At 31.7% G+C, this 17,711-nt stretch carries 18 protein-coding genes and 1 other RNA gene; 8 read left to right on the forward strand and 11 right to left on the reverse strand.

From position 1 onward, the window contains the following. Positions 1 to 76: 76 nt before the first annotated feature. Entirely contained in the window at positions 77 to 1,234 is a 1,158-nt protein-coding gene (locus AAON49_RS08690) for an alpha/beta hydrolase (protein ID WP_349554126.1), read from the forward strand. Positions 1,235 to 1,257: 23 nt separating this feature from the next. Next, on the forward strand, positions 1,258 to 1,830 hold the full coding sequence (locus tag AAON49_RS08695; RefSeq protein ID WP_349554127.1) for a hypothetical protein: 573 nt from the start codon (positions 1,258 to 1,260) through the stop codon (positions 1,828 to 1,830). Here AAON49_RS08695 and AAON49_RS08700 read toward each other — a convergent pair. The 5 genes from AAON49_RS08700 to ffs form a co-directional block, all read right to left on the reverse strand. Further along, entirely contained in the window at positions 1,827 to 2,240 is a 414-nt protein-coding gene (locus AAON49_RS08700) for a S1 RNA-binding domain-containing protein (protein WP_349554128.1), read from the reverse strand. The genes AAON49_RS08695 and AAON49_RS08700 overlap by 4 nt on opposite strands. Continuing rightward, positions 2,240 to 3,886, reverse strand: coding sequence for a 2-succinyl-5-enolpyruvyl-6-hydroxy-3-cyclohexene-1-carboxylic-acid synthase (menD, locus tag AAON49_RS08705; RefSeq protein ID WP_349554414.1), 1,647 nt, complete (start codon positions 3,884 to 3,886; stop codon positions 2,240 to 2,242). Before menD ends, AAON49_RS08700 begins: the two co-directional genes overlap by 1 nt. 86 nt (positions 3,887 to 3,972) lie before the next feature. Continuing rightward, complete coding sequence (gene fsa / locus AAON49_RS08710) at positions 3,973 to 4,626, reverse strand: fructose-6-phosphate aldolase (RefSeq protein ID WP_349554129.1); 654 nt, start codon at positions 4,624 to 4,626, stop codon at positions 3,973 to 3,975. 21 nt (positions 4,627 to 4,647) lie between these two features. Beyond that, positions 4,648 to 5,448, reverse strand: a complete 801-nt coding sequence (locus AAON49_RS08715; protein WP_349554130.1) for an SDR family oxidoreductase — start codon at positions 5,446 to 5,448, stop codon at positions 4,648 to 4,650. A 111-nt stretch (positions 5,449 to 5,559) separates the two neighbouring features. Then, positions 5,560 to 5,658: signal recognition particle sRNA small type (ffs, locus tag AAON49_RS08720), an RNA gene on the reverse strand. A gap of 165 nt (positions 5,659 to 5,823) precedes the next feature. Between ffs and AAON49_RS08725 the strand changes: the two genes are divergently transcribed. The 5 genes from AAON49_RS08725 to AAON49_RS08745 are packed head-to-tail and all read left to right on the forward strand — an operon-like array spanning position 5,824 to position 11,929. Continuing rightward, complete coding sequence (locus tag AAON49_RS08725) at positions 5,824 to 6,345, forward strand: DUF4199 domain-containing protein (protein ID WP_349554131.1); 522 nt, start codon at positions 5,824 to 5,826, stop codon at positions 6,343 to 6,345. Between the two features lie 55 nt (positions 6,346 to 6,400). After that, positions 6,401 to 7,357: a glycosyltransferase family 2 protein gene (locus tag AAON49_RS08730; protein WP_349554132.1), complete on the forward strand. Its 957-nt coding sequence runs from the start codon at positions 6,401 to 6,403 to the stop codon at positions 7,355 to 7,357. Between the two features lie 29 nt (positions 7,358 to 7,386). Beyond that, the gene (locus AAON49_RS08735) at positions 7,387 to 9,096 is read left to right on the forward strand and encodes a phospho-sugar mutase (protein ID WP_349554133.1); all 1,710 of its coding nucleotides are present in this window, start codon (positions 7,387 to 7,389) and stop codon (positions 9,094 to 9,096) included. Continuing rightward, positions 9,096 to 10,922: an ABC transporter ATP-binding protein gene (locus AAON49_RS08740; protein WP_349554134.1), complete on the forward strand. Its 1,827-nt coding sequence runs from the start codon at positions 9,096 to 9,098 to the stop codon at positions 10,920 to 10,922. The genes AAON49_RS08735 and AAON49_RS08740 overlap by 1 nt, the downstream gene beginning before the upstream one ends. Then, the gene (locus AAON49_RS08745) at positions 10,922 to 11,929 is read left to right on the forward strand and encodes a glycosyltransferase family 4 protein (protein ID WP_349554135.1); all 1,008 of its coding nucleotides are present in this window, start codon (positions 10,922 to 10,924) and stop codon (positions 11,927 to 11,929) included. The genes AAON49_RS08740 and AAON49_RS08745 overlap by 1 nt, the downstream gene beginning before the upstream one ends. Here AAON49_RS08745 and AAON49_RS08750 read toward each other — a convergent pair. Genes AAON49_RS08750 through AAON49_RS08775 form a run of 6 tightly spaced genes read right to left on the reverse strand, consistent with a single transcriptional unit; the run spans position 11,921 to position 17,138 of the window. Then, positions 11,921 to 13,342, reverse strand: coding sequence for a CCA tRNA nucleotidyltransferase (locus AAON49_RS08750; RefSeq protein ID WP_349554136.1), 1,422 nt, complete (start codon positions 13,340 to 13,342; stop codon positions 11,921 to 11,923). The genes AAON49_RS08745 and AAON49_RS08750 overlap by 9 nt on opposite strands. Positions 13,343 to 13,345: 3 nt before the next feature. Then, positions 13,346 to 13,906, reverse strand: a complete 561-nt coding sequence (locus AAON49_RS08755) for an L-threonylcarbamoyladenylate synthase (protein ID WP_349554137.1) — start codon at positions 13,904 to 13,906, stop codon at positions 13,346 to 13,348. Between the two features lie 4 nt (positions 13,907 to 13,910). Further along, positions 13,911 to 14,564: a class I SAM-dependent methyltransferase gene (locus AAON49_RS08760; protein ID WP_349554138.1), complete on the reverse strand. Its 654-nt coding sequence runs from the start codon at positions 14,562 to 14,564 to the stop codon at positions 13,911 to 13,913. A 6-nt stretch (positions 14,565 to 14,570) separates the two neighbouring features. Further along, positions 14,571 to 15,557, reverse strand: coding sequence for a glycosyltransferase family 2 protein (locus AAON49_RS08765; protein ID WP_349554139.1), 987 nt, complete (start codon positions 15,555 to 15,557; stop codon positions 14,571 to 14,573). After that, positions 15,538 to 16,308 carry a glycosyltransferase family 2 protein gene (locus tag AAON49_RS08770; protein ID WP_349554140.1) on the reverse strand — a complete coding sequence of 257 codons (771 nt, stop codon included), beginning with the start codon at positions 16,306 to 16,308 and terminating at the stop codon, positions 15,538 to 15,540. Before AAON49_RS08770 ends, AAON49_RS08765 begins: the two co-directional genes overlap by 20 nt. A gap of 14 nt (positions 16,309 to 16,322) precedes the next feature. Beyond that, a complete protein-coding gene (locus tag AAON49_RS08775) occupies positions 16,323 to 17,138 on the reverse strand; it encodes a 2,3,4,5-tetrahydropyridine-2,6-dicarboxylate N-succinyltransferase (RefSeq protein WP_349554141.1) in 816 nt (271 codons plus the stop codon). 153 nt (positions 17,139 to 17,291) lie between these two features. On the opposite strand from AAON49_RS08775, the gene ruvX reads away from it, so the two are divergent. After that, positions 17,292 to 17,702, forward strand: coding sequence for a Holliday junction resolvase RuvX (gene ruvX, locus AAON49_RS08780; RefSeq protein WP_349554142.1), 411 nt, complete (start codon positions 17,292 to 17,294; stop codon positions 17,700 to 17,702). The last annotated feature ends 9 nt before the right edge of the window (positions 17,703 to 17,711 follow it).

Below are 17,711 nucleotides of genomic sequence, written 5' to 3' on the forward strand. Positions count from 1 at the left end.
CCATTTTGATAAGAATAATCCTTTTTCAATATTTTGAAAACTTCTATATTTAACAAATAAATGATTCCTCCACATTATGAGAATACTAACATTACTTTTACTCGTTTTTTCTTTTTCCTTTTCATTTGGACAAAAAACGATTTTTAAAAAATATGAGTCTGATGAGTTAAAAGATATTAGAGATGTTTCTATTTATTTACCGAAGAGTTATGAAAAGGATTCTATTTCTAATTTCCCTTTAGCTATCGTTTTAGATGGTCATAAACTTTTTGACCTCTATGTAGGTGTTTCTAATTATTATTCAAATCAAGACAATGCTCCTGAGCAAATAGTAGTAGGAATTGATATGGAATCTACTAGAAACAAAGATGCTGGGTATGATATTACCAATAGCAATCTGAGAACTGATGCCAAAAGGTTTTATCGTTTTTTGAGAGATGAATTAATTCCTTTTGTAGAAGCAAATTATAAAACATCACCTTTTTTAACAATTGTGGGTGAGAGTTTAACTGCAAATTTTATTACTCACTTTTTAAAAGAAGGCGACCCCATTTTTAATGCATATATCTGTTTGAATCCAACACTAGCTCCTGATGTGAACGCAAAAATGCAAGGTTTCAACCTAGAGAAGATGGGTCCAATGGACAATACTTTCTATTTTTATTTATCTGGAAACCCTTATGCTAAAAGCGAAAAGCTAACCAAAATTCAGTCTTATGGGAAGTTTATGAAATCTGTTGGCGTTGAGAACTTTCATGTTGTTTTTGATGAATTAAAAAGTTCTCCAAGTTCTTCTTCTGTTATAGGAGAAGGAATGTCTAGAGCCTTTGCTAAAATCTTTGAAATATATTCTGGTATTACTCAAGATGAATACGATAAGAATATTAAAGAGCTTGACCCTCCTAGCGCCATTGCATATTTGGAGAAGAAATATTTAGATATTGAATATTTGTTTGGTTCTAATATTGGTATTAGACAACGCGATGTTGTAGCTATTGAAGATATCATTATTGAAAAAGAAAATGGAGACTATTTAAAGGATTTTGGTGAAATGATCTTGAAGCTTTATCCAACTTCTGAAATGGGGAACTACTATTTAGGGCGTTATTTTGAAAGTGGGAATGATTTTAAATCGGCTTTAGAGCAATATAGATTAGGATATGGAAAAATGGATCCTGCCGATCCAAATGCAGATTTATTTTATCAGAATGTAGAAAGAGTTCTTGGGAAGTAAGGTCAATACGCTTTGAATTTATAATGATAGACATCACAATAACATATTCTTATACAAAAGATTACCTTAACCCCATAAGAGATATATTTTGGGAAACAATTTTTACAAGAAAGAAGAAATTGTATATAATCATTATTTTGATTTTTGCAATATTCCTAATTCTTGGTTACATATTTGACGATTCCAAAGTCAATACGTATTCACTTTCGGAAAATAAATTTGGAAATATTGGCTTTATAATTTCTAATATTTTTCTTGGTTTAGGTATAGGACTTCTTTTATATGGCCTTTTTCTTATTTCAAACTTTGTAAAGGTTAAGAATGCTTTAACGTTGATCTTTAATACTAAATTTTCGACTTTTGCTAACGAATTTTCTTATCAATTTAATTCCAATGGAATTACATTTAAAAATGAGACAACCACTATTGAAAGGAAATGGGAATTTTATTCAAAATTCTCTCAAACTAACAGCTTTTTGATCTTGTTTTCAAAAAATATTTTTGACAAGTCTCCCGCTACTATTATACCTGTTGATATTATATCTAAAGATCAAATGAAAGAGATTACAAGTTTACTTGAATCTAAAATTGGTTAATTTTTCTCAATCCTATCTGGAAACAATTTTATTTTTTTCTCTTTATACAAAGCTCCTAAAGCTCTTTTAAAAGCTTTTTTACTCATTTGCAGGTGAAACTTGATAGATTCTGGACTGCTCTTATCTGTAAAATTTAAAACTCCTTGATTCGCAATTAATTTTGATAATATCTTTTCTTTATCAGCGTCAATAGTATTTCTATATCCTAGAGGTTGTAAAGAAACATCGATCTTACCGTCTTCTCTTATATTCTTAATATACCCAGTAGTTTTCACTCCTTCTTCTAAAGGTTTAAAAATTTCATTCCTGTAAATTAATCCTTCATGAGATTCTTCAATTAAAACTGTAAATCCTAAAGCAGTTTCAACTCCGATAATCAAATTAACTTTTTGTCCAATTTCTAAATCCATTAGTGTAGGTGATTTATGTATTGTTTTAAAACTTTATCATTTTCATCACTAGGTGTAAAAACTTCCAAAAGTTTTGGTTGTTCATCTTGGTAAAAAGTATCAAGATTTTCCTTTAAGGATTTCAAGTTTTTAACTTTCTCGTACTTGAATCCATACATGGCACACAAATGTTCTGCCGTTAAATTATGTGGTGCTTCAAAATACTCTATAGAATCTGTTGTATTAGGTCCTGGAATAATTTTAAAGATTCCTCCTCCAGAATTATTAACCACAATAATTCTAAAATTCTTTGGGATATGTGAGTTCCAAAGAGCATTGCTATCATAAAAGAAACTCAAATCTCCTGTAATTAATGTAATTTGCTTGTTAGCTGCATAAGCAGCTCCTATAGCAGTACTTGTGCTACCGTCAATCCCACTAGTTCCTCTATTACAAAACACAACTACTGAGTCCTTCATTTTAAAAAGCTGAGAATATCGAATAATGGCACTATTACTAAATTGAACTTCAGAACTTTCTGGTAAGGAATCCAAAATACTCTCAAAAACCTTTAAATCTGAATATTTGGCTTTTTCTAAATATTCTTTGTGTTTTTTATTTGTATGATCTCTATAAGCTATCCATTTAGATTCGTAATCACTACCATTTCTATAGTTGGTGAGTTTACTAAAGTGAGTGAAAAAAGTTTTACTATCAATTTTTATATGCTTAGTTAGAGCAAAATAGGTATCAAAAGCTCTTAATTCATTCACATGCCAATGTTCTCTTGGTTTGTAATCGCGTAAAAATCTTTTGATTTTTTTAGACACAATTAAACCTCCAAAGGTGAGTAAAATATCAGGTTGAAGAGATCTAAATTCTTCATCAGAAAGATTGAAAATTAAATTATCTATTGAATTGATAAATCTCTTATTATGAAGATTCGAAGTAGTCTCAGTTAGCACTAAAACCGAAGGGTCATCCGCAACTTTATCTAATAAATTTTCTAATTCTTTATCAGGATAATGCACTCCTACCAAGATCATTTTCTTTTTAGCTGAGTTCCATTGATTAGCTAAAGAGGTATAATCTACATTATCCATTTGAATCTGTTGATCTACTTTAAATGAAAACTCTTTTATTTCATTTGTGGTTTCATACAGAGGTTCATCAAATGGTGCATTGATATGTATAGGGCCTTTTACCTGTGTTAACATTGAAAAAGCTTCAGTTAACAACTGAAAATTCATTTCTGTTTGGTTTTCCTCTAAGTTGGCACTATATAAAATATGATTGGTAAAAACATTCTCTTGACGGATTGTTTGACCATCTCCAATATCAATTAAATGTCTAGGTCTATCAGCAGAAATTACTACTAATGGAATTTGACTATAATATGCTTCGGCAACTGCAGGATAATAATTTAATAAAGCTGATCCTGAAGTACACACTATTGCAACTGGTTTTTGTCTTTGTTGCGCAATTCCTAAAGCAAAAAAGGCAGCACAACGTTCATCAACAATACTGATAGTATCAAAATCTGTATCATTTGTAAAACCAATTGTTAAAGGTGCATTTCTGGAACCTGGAGAAATGACAACAGTTTCAATTTGAAATTGACGACAAGCGGAAATGATAATTTGTGCTAATTCCTTTTTAGGATACATAGAAGAATTTTCTATAACAAAGGTACTTCTAAAAAAGAAAAAATCCATGCAATTGCATGGATTTAATATTTTGATTATTGGCGTATTTAGTTGCCTTTTTTATAGTCAGCTAAAAACTTTTCTAATCCGATATCAGTTAAAGGATGTTTTAATAAACCACTAATAGCACTTAAAGGTCCTGTCATTACATCAGCCCCAATCTTAGCACAGTCAATAATATGCATTGTATGACGTACAGAAGCTGCTAAGATTTCTGTTTCGAATGCGTAGTTATCATAAATTTGACGGATTTCAGCAATTAAGTTTAATCCATCAGTAGAAATATCATCCAAACGACCAATAAATGGAGATACATACGTTGCTCCTGCTTTCGCTGCTAACAATGCTTGACCTGCTGAAAACACCAAAGTAACGTTGGTTTTTATTCCTTTGTCTGAAAAATATTTACAAGCCTTTACACCATCGGCAATCATTGGTAATTTTACAACAATCTGTGGGTTTAAAGCAGCCAATGCTTCTCCTTCTCTAACCATTCCTTCAAAATCTGTTGAGATTACTTCTGCAGAAACATCACCATCTACTTCTTCGCAGATTGCTTTATAGTGATTGATAATATTTTCTTCTCCGGTAATTCCTTCTTTGGCCATTAAAGAAGGATTAGTAGTTACTCCATCCAAAATACCTAAAGCTTGAGCTTCTTTAATTTGGTCTAAGTTCGCAGTATCAATAAAAAATTTCATGGTTTTGTTTTTAGTTGTGTGTTACAATTTATAGTGATTCATTAATAGTTTTTCATAAACTTTGTCTGGCAAGATTCTCTTCAAAACAATCGAAAACTTCTCCATAAATCCACCAACTTTATAATGCACTCTAGGATTGTTTGTATTGATAATCTTTTCTATTTTCTTAGCCATTTTAAGAGGATCCATTCCAGAATCTACATGGCTATCCATCAAATCTAAATTCATTTGATATTTTTCTTTGTAGGCAGAGTCATCAAAAACAGGAGTATGATATCTTCCAGCAGCAATATTGGTTGCTACATCGCCTGGCGCTATATTAGTTACTTTAATTCCAAACTCTTTTACTTCCATTCTCACGGCTTCTACAGCCAATTCTAAAGCCCCTTTCGTAGACGAGTAAATTCCCCTGTAAGGCAATCCCATGTATCCAGCTATTGAAGTTACATTTATAATACACCCAGACTTTTGTTTTCTCATTACTGGAAGTACTTCTTTCATTACATCTATAGCTCCGAAGAAGTTTGTATTAAACACTTTTCGCATTTCATCAGTTGGTGTATCTTCAATTGGCCCTGTAATTCCCATTCCAGCATTGTTGATTAACACATCTATCTTACCTTCACTTTCCACTACAGTACGAATAGCATTTTGAATAGAACTAACCTCTGTTACATCCAAAGAAATCATCTTGTAATCTTGGTTTCCTTCTTTTGTATTTCTACTTGTTCCGTAGACAACATATCCCTTATCAGAAAGAAGTTGCGCTGTAGATTTTCCAATTCCAGAAGAAGCGCCGGTAATAAGTACTACTTTAGACATATTGACTTAAGAAAAATATCGAAACAAATATCTAAAAAGAAAATGTGACTCGAATACAATTTTAGTGGTAGATATTAACAGAGTTATGAATAGGTAAATTTAAGGCACAAAAAAAGGCAAGCTACCTACATCACACTGCTACAACCAAGTACCCTTGCTGCGTTCCCGCCCTGGGGGATTCCGAGGGAGCTAGTTGTGTAGGACTTGCCGATGCAAAGTTACAATCAATTTTTAGCATAACAAATGAAAACTTTCTCATTTTTTATGTAACAATTCAAATCAATTGATTACTAATCTATTGTTTTCAGTAGTAAACCCATGAAAAGGTACTGAAAATGAAATCTTTATATTTGTTAACTAACTAAATCAAATCTTATGGAAAATCAAGCATCAAGTAAAAATGTTATTTTAAACTACGGTTTATACCTTGGAGTTGTCTCTATATTAATAGCAGTGATAAAATATGCTATGGAAATGCAATATGAGCAAGAGTTTTATTCTGGAATTGCTGGAATATTAGCTTTAATTGTATTTATCATCTTAGGTATAAAGGCCTTTAAGAAAGATAACATGAATATCTTATCTTTTGGAAAAGCAGTAAAAATAGGCTTAGGAATTACATTAATATCAACATTAATTATAATGGCTTATTACTTTCTTTTTTCTACAGTCATTGAACCTGAATTCCAAACATTATCTATAGAATCTCAAAAGACTGTTTGGGCTGACACCTTTGGTATGACTCCTTCTGAAATTGAAGAAAGTGCTAAAAGAGCTAACGACTTCTTTTATCTTTCATTATTTGGAGGTATTCTTATTGTAAACCTTTTCCTTGGGGGAGTTATTTCTCTTATTGCTGGAGCTGTAATGAAAAGAACAGAAGAAGACGGATACTAGATTCTTATTTTTAGTGTTAAGATTATCATTAACTTTGCACTATAAATAACCACTTATGGATATATCGGTTGTTATACCTTTATTAAACGAAGAAGAATCTTTAAAAGAATTATATGATTGGATTGCATCGGTGATGCAATCCAATCGATTTTTGTATGAAGTTATTTTTATAGATGATGGAAGTACAGATAAATCATGGGAAGTCATAGAGACATTATCCCTTTCAAACGAATCTGTAAAAGGGATTCGTTTTCAAAAAAACTATGGAAAATCTCAAGCTTTAGATGCTGGTTTTGAAATTGCAACTGGAAGAGTTGTTATTACAATGGATGCAGATTTACAGGACAGTCCTGATGAAATTCCAGAATTATACAACCTAATCACCAAAGATAATTTTGATCTCATTTCTGGATGGAAGAAAAAGAGATATGATAATGTAATTGCTAAAAACTTACCTTCAAAGTTATTTAATTGGGCAGCTAGAAAAACATCTGGTTTAAAACTTCACGATTTTAATTGCGGATTAAAAGCGTATAAAAACGCTGTTGTGAAAAGTGTAAAAGTAAGTGGCGAAATGCATAGGTATATCCCTGTACTTGCTAAGAACGAAGGTTTTTCCAAAATTGGTGAAAAGGTAGTTCAACACCAAGCTAGAAAATATGGAGAAACTAAATTTGGAATGAATCGTTTTGTAAACGGTTTTCTGGATTTAATTACTATTTCTTTCTTATCTAAATTCGGAAAAAGACCCATGCACTTTTTTGGTTTATGGGGTACATTCATGTTTGTTTTCGGTTTTATTTCAGCTGGATATATTGGAGCAATGAAACTTTATAAGCTTTCTCAAGGAATGAAAACCATTTTAGTAACTGATAATCCTTGGTTTTATATCGCTTTAACAGCAATGATTTTAGGAACTCAATTATTTTTAGCAGGTTTTATTGGAGAATTGATAATAAAGTCCAAATCAAGCGAAAAACATTACAAAATCAGAGAAAAAATCAATCACTAATCCTAAATTAGCCTGCTAATTTTAGAACTATGGAGAATATTTTAGAAAATGCAAAACAATGGCTCTCTCAGCCATTTGACAATAAAACACAAAAGGAGATTCAAGAGTTAATTGATACAAATTCTCCTGATTTAGCAGATAGATTTTACAAAGATCTAGAATTTGGTACAGGAGGAATGAGAGGTGTAGTTGGAGCTGGAACAAACCGTATTAATAAATATACTCTAGGGAAAGCTACGCAAGGGTTAAGCAATTATTTGCACAAAGTAATCTCTGACGAAACTATAAAAGTAGCTATTGGTTATGATTGTCGTAACGACAGCGAATGGTTAGCAAAAACTGTTGCTAATGTTTTAACTGCCAATCAAATTCAAGTATTCTTATTTGAAGATTTACGCCCAACTCCAGAATTATCATTTGCTGTAAATGAGCTGAATTGTCATGCTGGAATTGTTTTAACAGCATCGCATAATCCACCTGAATACAATGGCTATAAAGTTTATTGGACTGATGGAGGTCAGATTGTCCCACCAGAAGACAAAGGCATTATTGACGAAGTGAATTCTTTAGAGTATGCTGACATTAATTTTAATGCAAACGAAGATTTAATCACTTATATTGGTTCTGAAGTAGATGAGGCTTTTTGGAAAGCGTCATTACAAAACGGAACCTTTGACATAAAAGGTAGAGAAGATTTAAAAATTGTTTTTACTTCATTACATGGAACCTCAATAAAATTAATTCCAGAAGTTTTAAAACGCGCAGGATATACCCAAGTTCATAGTGTAAAAGAACAAGAAGTTCCTGATGGGAACTTCCCTACGGTAAAATCGCCAAACCCAGAAGAACCTGAAGCTCTTGAAATTGCTACAAAATTAGCCGAAGAAATTAATGCTGATATTGTTTTAGGAACAGATCCTGATAGCGACAGAATAGGCGTTGCTGTTAGAGATAATCATGGCAAAATGAAGTTGTTAAACGGAAATCAAGCAATGGTTGTTATGACAGAGTTCCTAATCAATCAATGGCAACAACAAGGCAAGCTTGATGGTAACGAATTTGTTGGATCTACGATTGTTTCTACAACTATGGTAAATGATGTTGCTGATAGTTATGGAGTTGAAACTAAAATTGGATTGACTGGTTTCAAATGGATTGCTAAAATGATTAAAGACAATCCTGAATTAGATTTTATTGGTGGTGGTGAAGAAAGTTTTGGGTATATGGTAGGTGATTTTGTAAGAGATAAAGACGCTGTTACTTCTGCCCTTTTAGCTTGTGAAATAGCTGCTGATGCAAAATCTAAAGGAAGTTCTTTTTATGAAGCTTTGTTAGAATTGTATGTAAAACATTCGTTTTACAAAGAGCGTTTGGTTTCTTTTGTAAAGAAAGGAATGGATGGAGCGCAACAAATCAAACAAATTATGATTGATTTAAGAAGTAATCCATTAACACATATCGATGGTTCTAAAGTTACATTTATCAATGATTATCAATCTTCTATTGAAAAGAACATGAGTACAGGAGAAGAAACTATTATGAATATTCCTAAGTCTAATGTTTTGATTTATCATACAGAAGACGGAACAAAGGTAGCTGCAAGACCAAGTGGTACAGAACCCAAAATTAAATTCTATTTTAGCGTACAAACTAAATTAGATTCAGTAAAAAATGCAGATACTATTGAGAGCGAATTAGAAGCTAAAATAGACCGCATTATTGAAGAAATGAGTATTTAATGAAGTATTTTAAAAAAATAATACGTTATGCTTACCCTTATAAAAGGTTTGCTTTCTTAAATGTATTTTTTAATATTTTCTATGCACTATTTTCAGCATTATCTTTTGTGGTTTTAATGCCTTTTTTAAAAATCATTTTTAATAAAGAAAGGGCTATTACCAAGATAAAGCCAGAGTATAAGGGAATTGAGCAATTAGATAATTATTTCAATGATTATTTTAGTTATTCAGTTTACAAATTGGTTGGTGATGATAAAGCTGATATATTAATCGCTGTTATTGTATTAATCATTGTTGTCTTTCTTCTAAAAAACCTATTTAGCTATTTAGGTTTTTATGCGATAACATTCTTAAAAAATGGAGTTTTAAAAGATATTCGAAATGATTTGTATGCCAAGACTGTATCACTTCCAGTTTCTTACTTTACAGAAAAGAAAAAAGGAGATTTAATGTCCAGAATTGGCCCCGATGTAATTGAAGTTCACTATTCTTTTCTTTCTATTTTAGAATTGATTTTCAGAGACCCTTTAATGATCTTGGTTACAATTGCTATCATGCTAATCATGAGTGTTAAGCTCACCATTTTTGTTTTTGTATTTCTACCTGTTGCTGGTTTCTTAATTAATGTTGTTGGTAAAAATTTAAAAAAGACATCGGATAAAGTTCAAAAAGAGCAAGGAGTCTTTTTATCTCTTTTAGAAGAGACCTTATCTGGATTACGAGTAATTAAAGGTTTTAACGCTGAGAGTCTTTTTCAAAAAGTGTTTGGACAGTCTACTTCAAGGTTTGAAAAACTATCAAATAAGTTGATGACCAGAACACAGTTAGCAGGACCTGTTAGTGAAGTATTAGGAATTGGAGTAATTTGTGTTCTTATTTGGTACGGTGGTTCTTTGGTTTTAGTAGAAGAGGCAATGTCTGGAGAAACCTTCATTGCATATATTGCGCTAGCATATAATATTATCACACCTGCTAAATCAATTTCAAAAGCGAGCTATACCATCAAAAAAGGAAATGCAGCGGCCGAAAGAATTTTAGAAATTCTTGAAACAGAAGATCCTTTAAAAGATAAAAAAGATGCTCTTGAAAAAACAGACTTTACTTCAGAGATTTCATTCAATAACATCTCTTTTAAGTACGAAGATGAATATGTTCTTAAAGATTTTTCGTTAACTGTTCCTAAAGGAAAGACAGTTGCTTTAGTAGGTCAATCAGGTAGTGGAAAATCTACATTAGCCAATTTAGTCACACGTTTTTACGATGTGAATGAAGGAAGTATTACTATAGACGGTATAAATGTAAAAGACATTAAGAAAAAATCGTTGTTAAGTTTAATGGGAATTGTAGCTCAAGACTCTATTTTATTTAACGACTCTGTTGCTAATAACATCAAATTAGGAAAGCAAGATGCCACTCTACAAGAAGTGCAGCAAGCTTCTGAAATAGCTCATGCTCACGAGTTTGTAAAAGACATGCCTAATCAATATGAAACAAATATTGGAGATAGTGGAAATAAGCTTTCAGGTGGTCAAAAACAACGCTTGTCTATTGCTAGAGCTGTCTTAAAGAATCCTCCAATCATGATTTTAGATGAAGCCATGTCTGCTTTAGATACTGAATCGGAGCAAATTGTGCAATTAGCATTGGAAAACATGATGGAAAACCGCACTTCTTTGGTAATTGCTCATCGACTATCTACCATTCAAAATGCCGACAATATTGTGGTTTTAAGAAAAGGTGAAATCGTAGAACAAGGAAAACATGAGGACTTAATGAAGAAAAAAGGTGAGTACTTTAAGTTGGTTTCTATGCAAAATATGGAATAATGCTTAAAGAAAAGATCATTTTCAATCTGTTATATAAATGGAAATATCTTCTTGCATTTCTTAAGGCTAAAAGTTTACCAAAAACTAAACTAAAGAAAACAGAAACCATTACTTACGTAGCAAGAGAAGCTGATAAAGATTGGATTTTTGGAGCAAAAGTTACTAGGTTAGCCAAATTTTCTAAGCTAAATGCTCAAACATATTTTCACGATCGTTTGCGGGATTTACCCGATTCTGACGGCTACTTTTTTGTTTTTCATCAGTACTTCTATAGAGCTATTCGCCATAATCCAAAAATACTTACTAAGAAAAATATTGTGATGTTTACACATCCTAATTGGACATTTTCATTTTCTAAAACTCATGTTATTTGGTGTTTGAATAAAGCTGACTATGTAATCTGTTTGAATTCGGAAGTAAAAAGAGAATTAATCGATTTGGGTTTAAAAGCTGAAAAAGCCATCTTAATGCCCATTGCTTCAGATCCTAATTTCTTTTATCCTCATGAAAGAACAACAGGTTCTGTTGGATTTTGTAGCGCTTTTGGGGACCGTAAAAATCCTGAAATGGTGTATAATCTGATTAAACATATGCCTGAGAGACAATTTTACATGATTGGTCGATATTGGGATCGTTATGAAAAGTATGAAGAATTAAAGAAGCTTTCTAATTTTACTTATTTTGACAATGAGGACTATGAAAGATATCCTGATTTGTACAATAAAATAGATATTTTTATTTCTCCATCAACATTAGAAGGTGGTCCAGTTCCAGTATTGGAAGCCATGTTATCTAACTGCTTTCCAATTGCCTCAAAAACAGGATTTTGCCCAGATATTATCTCTCATGGAGAGAATGGTTTTTTATTTGATATTGATGCTCATTATACTGAAGTAATTGACCTCATCAATCAAGCAGATTCAAAAACAATTGACGTTAGATCAACCGCAATGAAACATAGTTGGGAAAATTGTTCAAAGAAATTAGATCAATTATTTTTAAGCTAATTTTAATCCTAACTCTTTCCCTTTCTTCAACATAAATTGATACGAAGCTTCGTGTTCATTAGGAATTTCTCCATCGAGAATTGCATTTTTAATTGCCTCCTTAATCTGACCTATTTCGCGACAAGGTTTTAGATTAAACGCTTTCATGATTTCCTCTCCTGTAACTGGTGGTTGGAAATTACGAACTCTGTCTCTCTCTTCAACTTCTTTAATTTTGGTTCTAACCAATTCAAAGTTCTTGTGATATCGTTGAAATTTCCTTGGGTTTTTCGTAGTAATATCAGCTTCACATAAAGTCATTAAAGAATCAACATCATCACCAGCATCAAAGATCAATCTTCTTACAGCCGAATCAGTTACCTCAGACGCTAAAACAATAGGGCGAGAACTTAGCAATACCATTTTTTGAACAAACTTCATTTTATTATTCAATGGCATTTTTAAACGTTTAAAGAGTTTATATACCATTTTTGCCCCAACAAATTCATGAGAATGAAAGGTCCAACCTATTTTTTTATGAAATCGTTTTGTAGGTGCTTTTCCAATATCATGCAACAAAGCTGCCCATCGCAACCAAACATCTTCGGTGTTTTTAGAAATATTGTCTACAACTTCTAATGTATGATAAAAATTATCTTTATGTTTTTGTCCTTCTACCTCTTCTACTCCTTTTAAAGCAATAAGTTCAGGTAGAAATCGTTCCAATAAATTGGTTTTTTCTAATAGTAAGAATCCAACGGAAGGTTTAGGCGATGCTAATATTTTATTGAGTTCATCAACAATCCTCTCTCTAGTAATAATATCTAATCTTTCTGCATTTTTAGTAATTGCCTCTAGCGAACTTTTTTCTATTTTAAAATTTAATTGAGAAGCAAATCTAATGGCTCTCATCATTCGTAATGGATCATCGGAATAAGTAATATCTGGGTCTAAAGGAGTTTTAATGATCTTTTTTTCTAAATCTTCTATTCCTCCAAACGGGTCTAATAAAGCTCCATAATCTTCCTTATTTAAGCTTATTGCCAATGCATTAATAGTGAAATCTCTACGATTTTGATCATCTTCTAAGTTTCCTTCAGAAACTTCAGGATTTCTAGTTTCTTCAGAATAGGATTCTTTTCGTGCGCCAACAAACTCTAGTTCGATGTCTTTATAACGTAACATTGCTGTTCCGTAGGTTTTAAAAACTTGAATTTTTGGTTTGTTTGGAAGTAAACTTGCTACTTTTTTTGCTAATTCTATACCACTACCAACAGCTACAACATCTATATCTTTAGCATTTCCTCTTTTTAGAATAAAGTCGCGAACATAGCCTCCTATCACATAACTCTTTACATTTATTTCTTTAGATGCCTGAGAAATGATGGAGAAAATATCGGCAGAAACTGCTTTTGTATAGTTATTTTCTTGCATGAATTAAGCTCTTATCACTTCAATCTCTTCTCCTACAATCTTTAAAATGGTTGAAGATTTTTCAGTGATTTTTTCGCGCTCCAAATTTACTATATAATCTACGCCCTCCAAAATAGGTTTAGAGATTTCTGAAAAAGACTTAGGTGTAGGTTCTCCAGAAATATTTGCAGATGTAGATACGATAGGCTTTTTAAATTCATCGATAAGTTTTCTACAAAAATCATGTCTTGGAATTCTTATAGCAATCGTATTATCTATAGCTATCGTATTTTTTGCTAATCCTTTAGGTTGATTGTAAATAATTGTGGTAGGATTGTCTTGAGTTCTTAAGGTTTCTAAAACCTTTTCTGGGATCTCATTGATATACTCTTTTAGCATTTCCATAGAACTTACTAAAATCACTAAGCTTTTACTCTCTTCCCTATTCTTTAAGTTGTATACTTTCTGGACAGCCTGTTCTGATGTAGCATCACAACCTATACCCCAAACCGTATCGGTTGGATACAGAATTAACTTCCCTTCTTTAAGATCTAAAATACTTTGCGCTATCTCGTCATTAAACATGATTTTATTTCTTTTTTGCAACAGTTGCGTATTGCATATAAAAAATATCTAATTGACTAAATAAAAAAAGAATGTTGAACAAAACTGCAAACGGGAAAAAAGCAAAGGATTTTGTTCTGTTTACTCCTTTCATTTTTTGCACACTATATCCGTTTTCTTCAAACAATCTTCGAATACTTTTCTTTGTAAAGAATCGATAGTGTGTACTGTCTAAAATACGATCATCCGTATATTTCCAATCTCTTTTAAACAGCATATTAAAAAGGTTTTTTGCATAACGAACATTAGGGATTGAGGACACAAATATCCCATCACTCTTTAATTTACTTTTCAATTTTTGAATATCATCCCAAGGCTCTAATAAATGTTCAATAACATCATTCATGATAATGACATCAAAAAAATTATCTGGAACCTCATCTATTTTTTCAGCTATTGTACCTACAAAAACTTTTGTCAATTTTTCTGAAGCTTTTTTTGCTGCATTGATATCAGGTTCAATAGCCCAAATTTCTCTTTCGTTTTGAACAAGTTGTGCAGAAAAATTTCCTTCACCACAACCAACTTCTAAAATCTTCTTTGCATCGGAAGGAATGTATTTTAACATCTCTGGACGCACATTTGCATAGTAAGCTGTATCTTTTTTTGATTTACTCATCAATCTTTATTTTGCATTCATAGACCTTTTACTCAACCAACTCATTCGAATAAGTGATGAAAAGTAATACCTAATCATTTTCAGGAACAAATATACGTTTAATCGCATTTTAGGAATAAAAAACAATAAAACTCCAATAATTCCCAGTAAAAGCTTTATAATCAAGTTATTGACAACTAAACAACATTGAGCAATTCCGTTTTCGAAACCCTTGAAATGATTACTAATATATACATGCTTAGAAATTAGTACTTCTGTTTTTGTAATACTTGCAGTTTTTATATTTAATCGAGAAGCTCCACCATGGTTATGAATAATTTCAGCATCTTTTAATAAAGCAATCTGTCCGTTAGAGTTTTGAACTCTCCTACAAAGGTCCATATCTTCATAATACATCCAATAATCCTCATTCCATCCATTAATCTGATTTAACCATTCTTTACTAATAAAAACTACAGATCCAGACACCCAATCTGGAAAAAGTATATTCTCTTTTGTTTCAAATTTATTCTGTAATCTTTTCTTATTTAAAAATCTATAAAGAGCTCTTGTAAGTCCGAAAAGTGTAAAAGTATTTAAGAAGATACGTTGAGATTTTTCGTAACCTCCTTTTGATTTTTTTTGTTCACAAGAAACTATCCCTTTTGTAGGATTTGCTTTGGCAAAATTCCACATTTTCTCAATAGCATCTTTATTTGCTATTGTATCTGGATTTAAAAACAAAAGGTATTTCCCTTTGGAATGTTGAGCACCAAAATTACAACCATTAGCAAATCCATTATTACCTGTATTCTGTAGAAATTTTACTTCTGAAAAATCTTCTTGAAAAACTTCGATTTTTTTATCTGAAGAATTATTATCTACAACAATAACTTCAAAAAGAAATTCATTGTTTTCGAATTTAAGAGAGTTCAGACAGTCTTTTAGATGTTTCCAACTTCTGTAATTGACAATGACAATAGAAATATCAATATTATTTGTCGAGCTTTTCATTCTTTCTCTGCTTCTGTTTTAAATTCCACAGCTTGATATACCGTACTAAAACTCCATAAGACAAGGCAAATGAAATGATAAAGCCATAAAATCCATCTAGTATTCCTAGCTTTATAAAATAGTGTTTTATAAAACGTGCAAAAGGTTTAATAACTATATGAAAAGGAGTTATTATCAGACCTTTCTCAAACAACTCTTCAGCCTTTAATGCTGAATGTTGATTTAGTTTTACGATATATCGATCAAAACTAATATAAGAATAGTGAAGTATCCTATTTTGTAAAACTCCTACTTTTCCTTGAGGTACTATTTTCTCATGTACTTTTCCTTCGTACTTACAATACTGTCTATTAAAAACACGAATTAGCTTATCATTTTGAGTTCCAGTATATCGCATTCTTTTCCCTTTAAAAAAGAAAACTCTATAAATATAAAAACCAACAAGCTCTTTTGCATTTTGAATGGCTAGTTTAATTTCATCTTGAAGCTCTTGGGTTAAGACCTCATCAGCATCAATCCAAACGATCCAATCATTAGATGCTTTTTCAATAGCATAATTCTTTTGAGAAGAAAAATCGTCAAACTTCCGTTGCAATAAAACTGCATTAGACTCTTTGACGATTTCTATTGTATTATCTGTACTATAGGAATCTATGACAATAATCTCATCTGCAAATTCAGCTGATTTTAGCGAATTCTTAATACGTTCCTCTTCATTGAACGTTGGAATAATCGCAGTAATCTTAGTCATAGATAATTTTTATATTAAACAGCTACGTCATATTCACGTAGCGCATCATTTAGTGATGTTTTTTTGTTAGTACTTTCTTTTCTTTGCCCAATAATTAGAGCACAAGGCACATTGTATTCTCCTGCAGCAAACTTCTTAGAATAACTTCCCGGAATCACAACAGATCTTTCTGGAACATAGCCTTTCATTTCTACAGGTTTATCTCCAGTAACATCAATAATCTTTGTACTCATCGTAAGTACTACATTAGCTCCTAAAACGGCTTCTCTACCAACACGCACTCCTTCAACCACGATACAACGTGATCCAATAAAAGCTCCATCTTCAATAATTACTGGTGATGCTTGTAACGGCTCTAACACTCCTCCAATTCCAACACCTCCAGATAAGTGAACATTCTTACCAATCTGAGCACAACTACCTACTGTAGCCCATGTGTCTACCATTGTTCCTTCATCTACATAAGCACCAATGTTTACATAACTAGGCATTAAAATAGTTCCTGAAGAAATATAAGCACCATGTCTAGCTACTGCATTAGGCACTACACGAATTCCTTTCGCTTCATAATCTCTTTTTAATGGAATTTTATCGTGGTATTCAAAAATTCCAGCTTCAAGTGTTTCCATCTTTTGAATTGGAAAATATAAGACAACTGCTTTCTTAACCCACTCATTCACTTTCCAATCTTTTCCTGAAGGTTCAGCAACGCGTAAAGTTCCTTCATCCAAAAGACTCACTACTTCTCTTATAGCATTAATGGTTGTTTCTTCTTTTAAAAGTGCTCTATCTTCCCAAGCTTTTTCTATAGTTTCTCTTAACGAATTCATCATTTTTAACTTTGAATTTTATGGTTGATTCTTTCTGATAATAATTAACCAACAAAGATACCATTCGCATCAGTCTTTCATGCGAAGATACATTTTTTAAACAGATAAAAGTTGCTTGTTTAAAATCCTTATTTTTGCATCAAATTCTATCATATGGGAAGGATATTAGCTATTGACTTTGGTGAAAAGAGAACTGGAATTGCGGTTACTGATGAATTGCAAATTATTGCTTCTGGATTAACCACTGTAGATACTAAAGATTTACTGTCTTTCTTATTAGACTATGTGCAAAAAGAAAAAGTAGATTTGTTTATAGTAGGAGAACCTAAACAAATGAATAACTCAGAAAGTGAAAGCGAGCAATACATTCAGCATTTTTTAACTTCACTTGAGAAAAAAATTCCAAATATCCCCATTAAAAGAATTGATGAGCGATTTACTTCTAAAATGGCTTTTCAAACTATGATCGACAGTGGTTTAAAGAAAAAACAACGAAGAAATAAAGCTTTAGTTGATGAAATCAGTGCAACCATTATTTTACAGTCTTATTTGTATCATAAGTAAATGAGTAAT

It is taken from the genome of Pseudotenacibaculum sp. MALMAid0570 (genome assembly GCF_040151415.1).
In the GTDB taxonomy this organism is placed as follows: domain Bacteria; phylum Bacteroidota; class Bacteroidia; order Flavobacteriales; family Flavobacteriaceae; genus Polaribacter.

Coding starts and splice junctions, on each gene's coding strand:
- AAON49_RS08725 (WP_349554131.1), top strand. CDS start 5,824: ATGGAAAATCAAGCATCAAGTAAAAATGTTATTTTAAACTACGGTTTA.
- menD (WP_349554414.1), bottom strand. CDS start 3,886: ATGTATCCTAAAAAGGAATTAGCACAAATTATCATTTCCGCTTGTCGT.
- AAON49_RS08740 (WP_349554134.1), top strand. CDS start 9,096: ATGAAGTATTTTAAAAAAATAATACGTTATGCTTACCCTTATAAAAGG.
- AAON49_RS08735 (WP_349554133.1), top strand. CDS start 7,387: ATGGAGAATATTTTAGAAAATGCAAAACAATGGCTCTCTCAGCCATTT.
- AAON49_RS08755 (WP_349554137.1), bottom strand. CDS start 13,906: ATGTTTAATGACGAGATAGCGCAAAGTATTTTAGATCTTAAAGAAGGG.
- AAON49_RS08690 (WP_349554126.1), top strand. CDS start 77: ATGAGAATACTAACATTACTTTTACTCGTTTTTTCTTTTTCCTTTTCA.
- AAON49_RS08770 (WP_349554140.1), bottom strand. CDS start 16,308: ATGACTAAGATTACTGCGATTATTCCAACGTTCAATGAAGAGGAACGT.
- fsa (WP_349554129.1), bottom strand. CDS start 4,626: ATGAAATTTTTTATTGATACTGCGAACTTAGACCAAATTAAAGAAGCT.
- AAON49_RS08715 (WP_349554130.1), bottom strand. CDS start 5,448: ATGTCTAAAGTAGTACTTATTACCGGCGCTTCTTCTGGAATTGGAAAA.
- AAON49_RS08745 (WP_349554135.1), top strand. CDS start 10,922: ATGCTTAAAGAAAAGATCATTTTCAATCTGTTATATAAATGGAAATAT.
- AAON49_RS08695 (WP_349554127.1), top strand. CDS start 1,258: ATGATAGACATCACAATAACATATTCTTATACAAAAGATTACCTTAAC.
- AAON49_RS08760 (WP_349554138.1), bottom strand. CDS start 14,564: ATGAGTAAATCAAAAAAAGATACAGCTTACTATGCAAATGTGCGTCCA.
- AAON49_RS08730 (WP_349554132.1), top strand. CDS start 6,401: ATGGATATATCGGTTGTTATACCTTTATTAAACGAAGAAGAATCTTTA.
- ruvX (WP_349554142.1), top strand. CDS start 17,292: ATGGGAAGGATATTAGCTATTGACTTTGGTGAAAAGAGAACTGGAATT.
- AAON49_RS08750 (WP_349554136.1), bottom strand. CDS start 13,342: ATGCAAGAAAATAACTATACAAAAGCAGTTTCTGCCGATATTTTCTCC.
- AAON49_RS08765 (WP_349554139.1), bottom strand. CDS start 15,557: ATGAAAAGCTCGACAAATAATATTGATATTTCTATTGTCATTGTCAAT.
- AAON49_RS08775 (WP_349554141.1), bottom strand. CDS start 17,138: ATGAATTCGTTAAGAGAAACTATAGAAAAAGCTTGGGAAGATAGAGCA.
- AAON49_RS08700 (WP_349554128.1), bottom strand. CDS start 2,240: ATGGATTTAGAAATTGGACAAAAAGTTAATTTGATTATCGGAGTTGAA.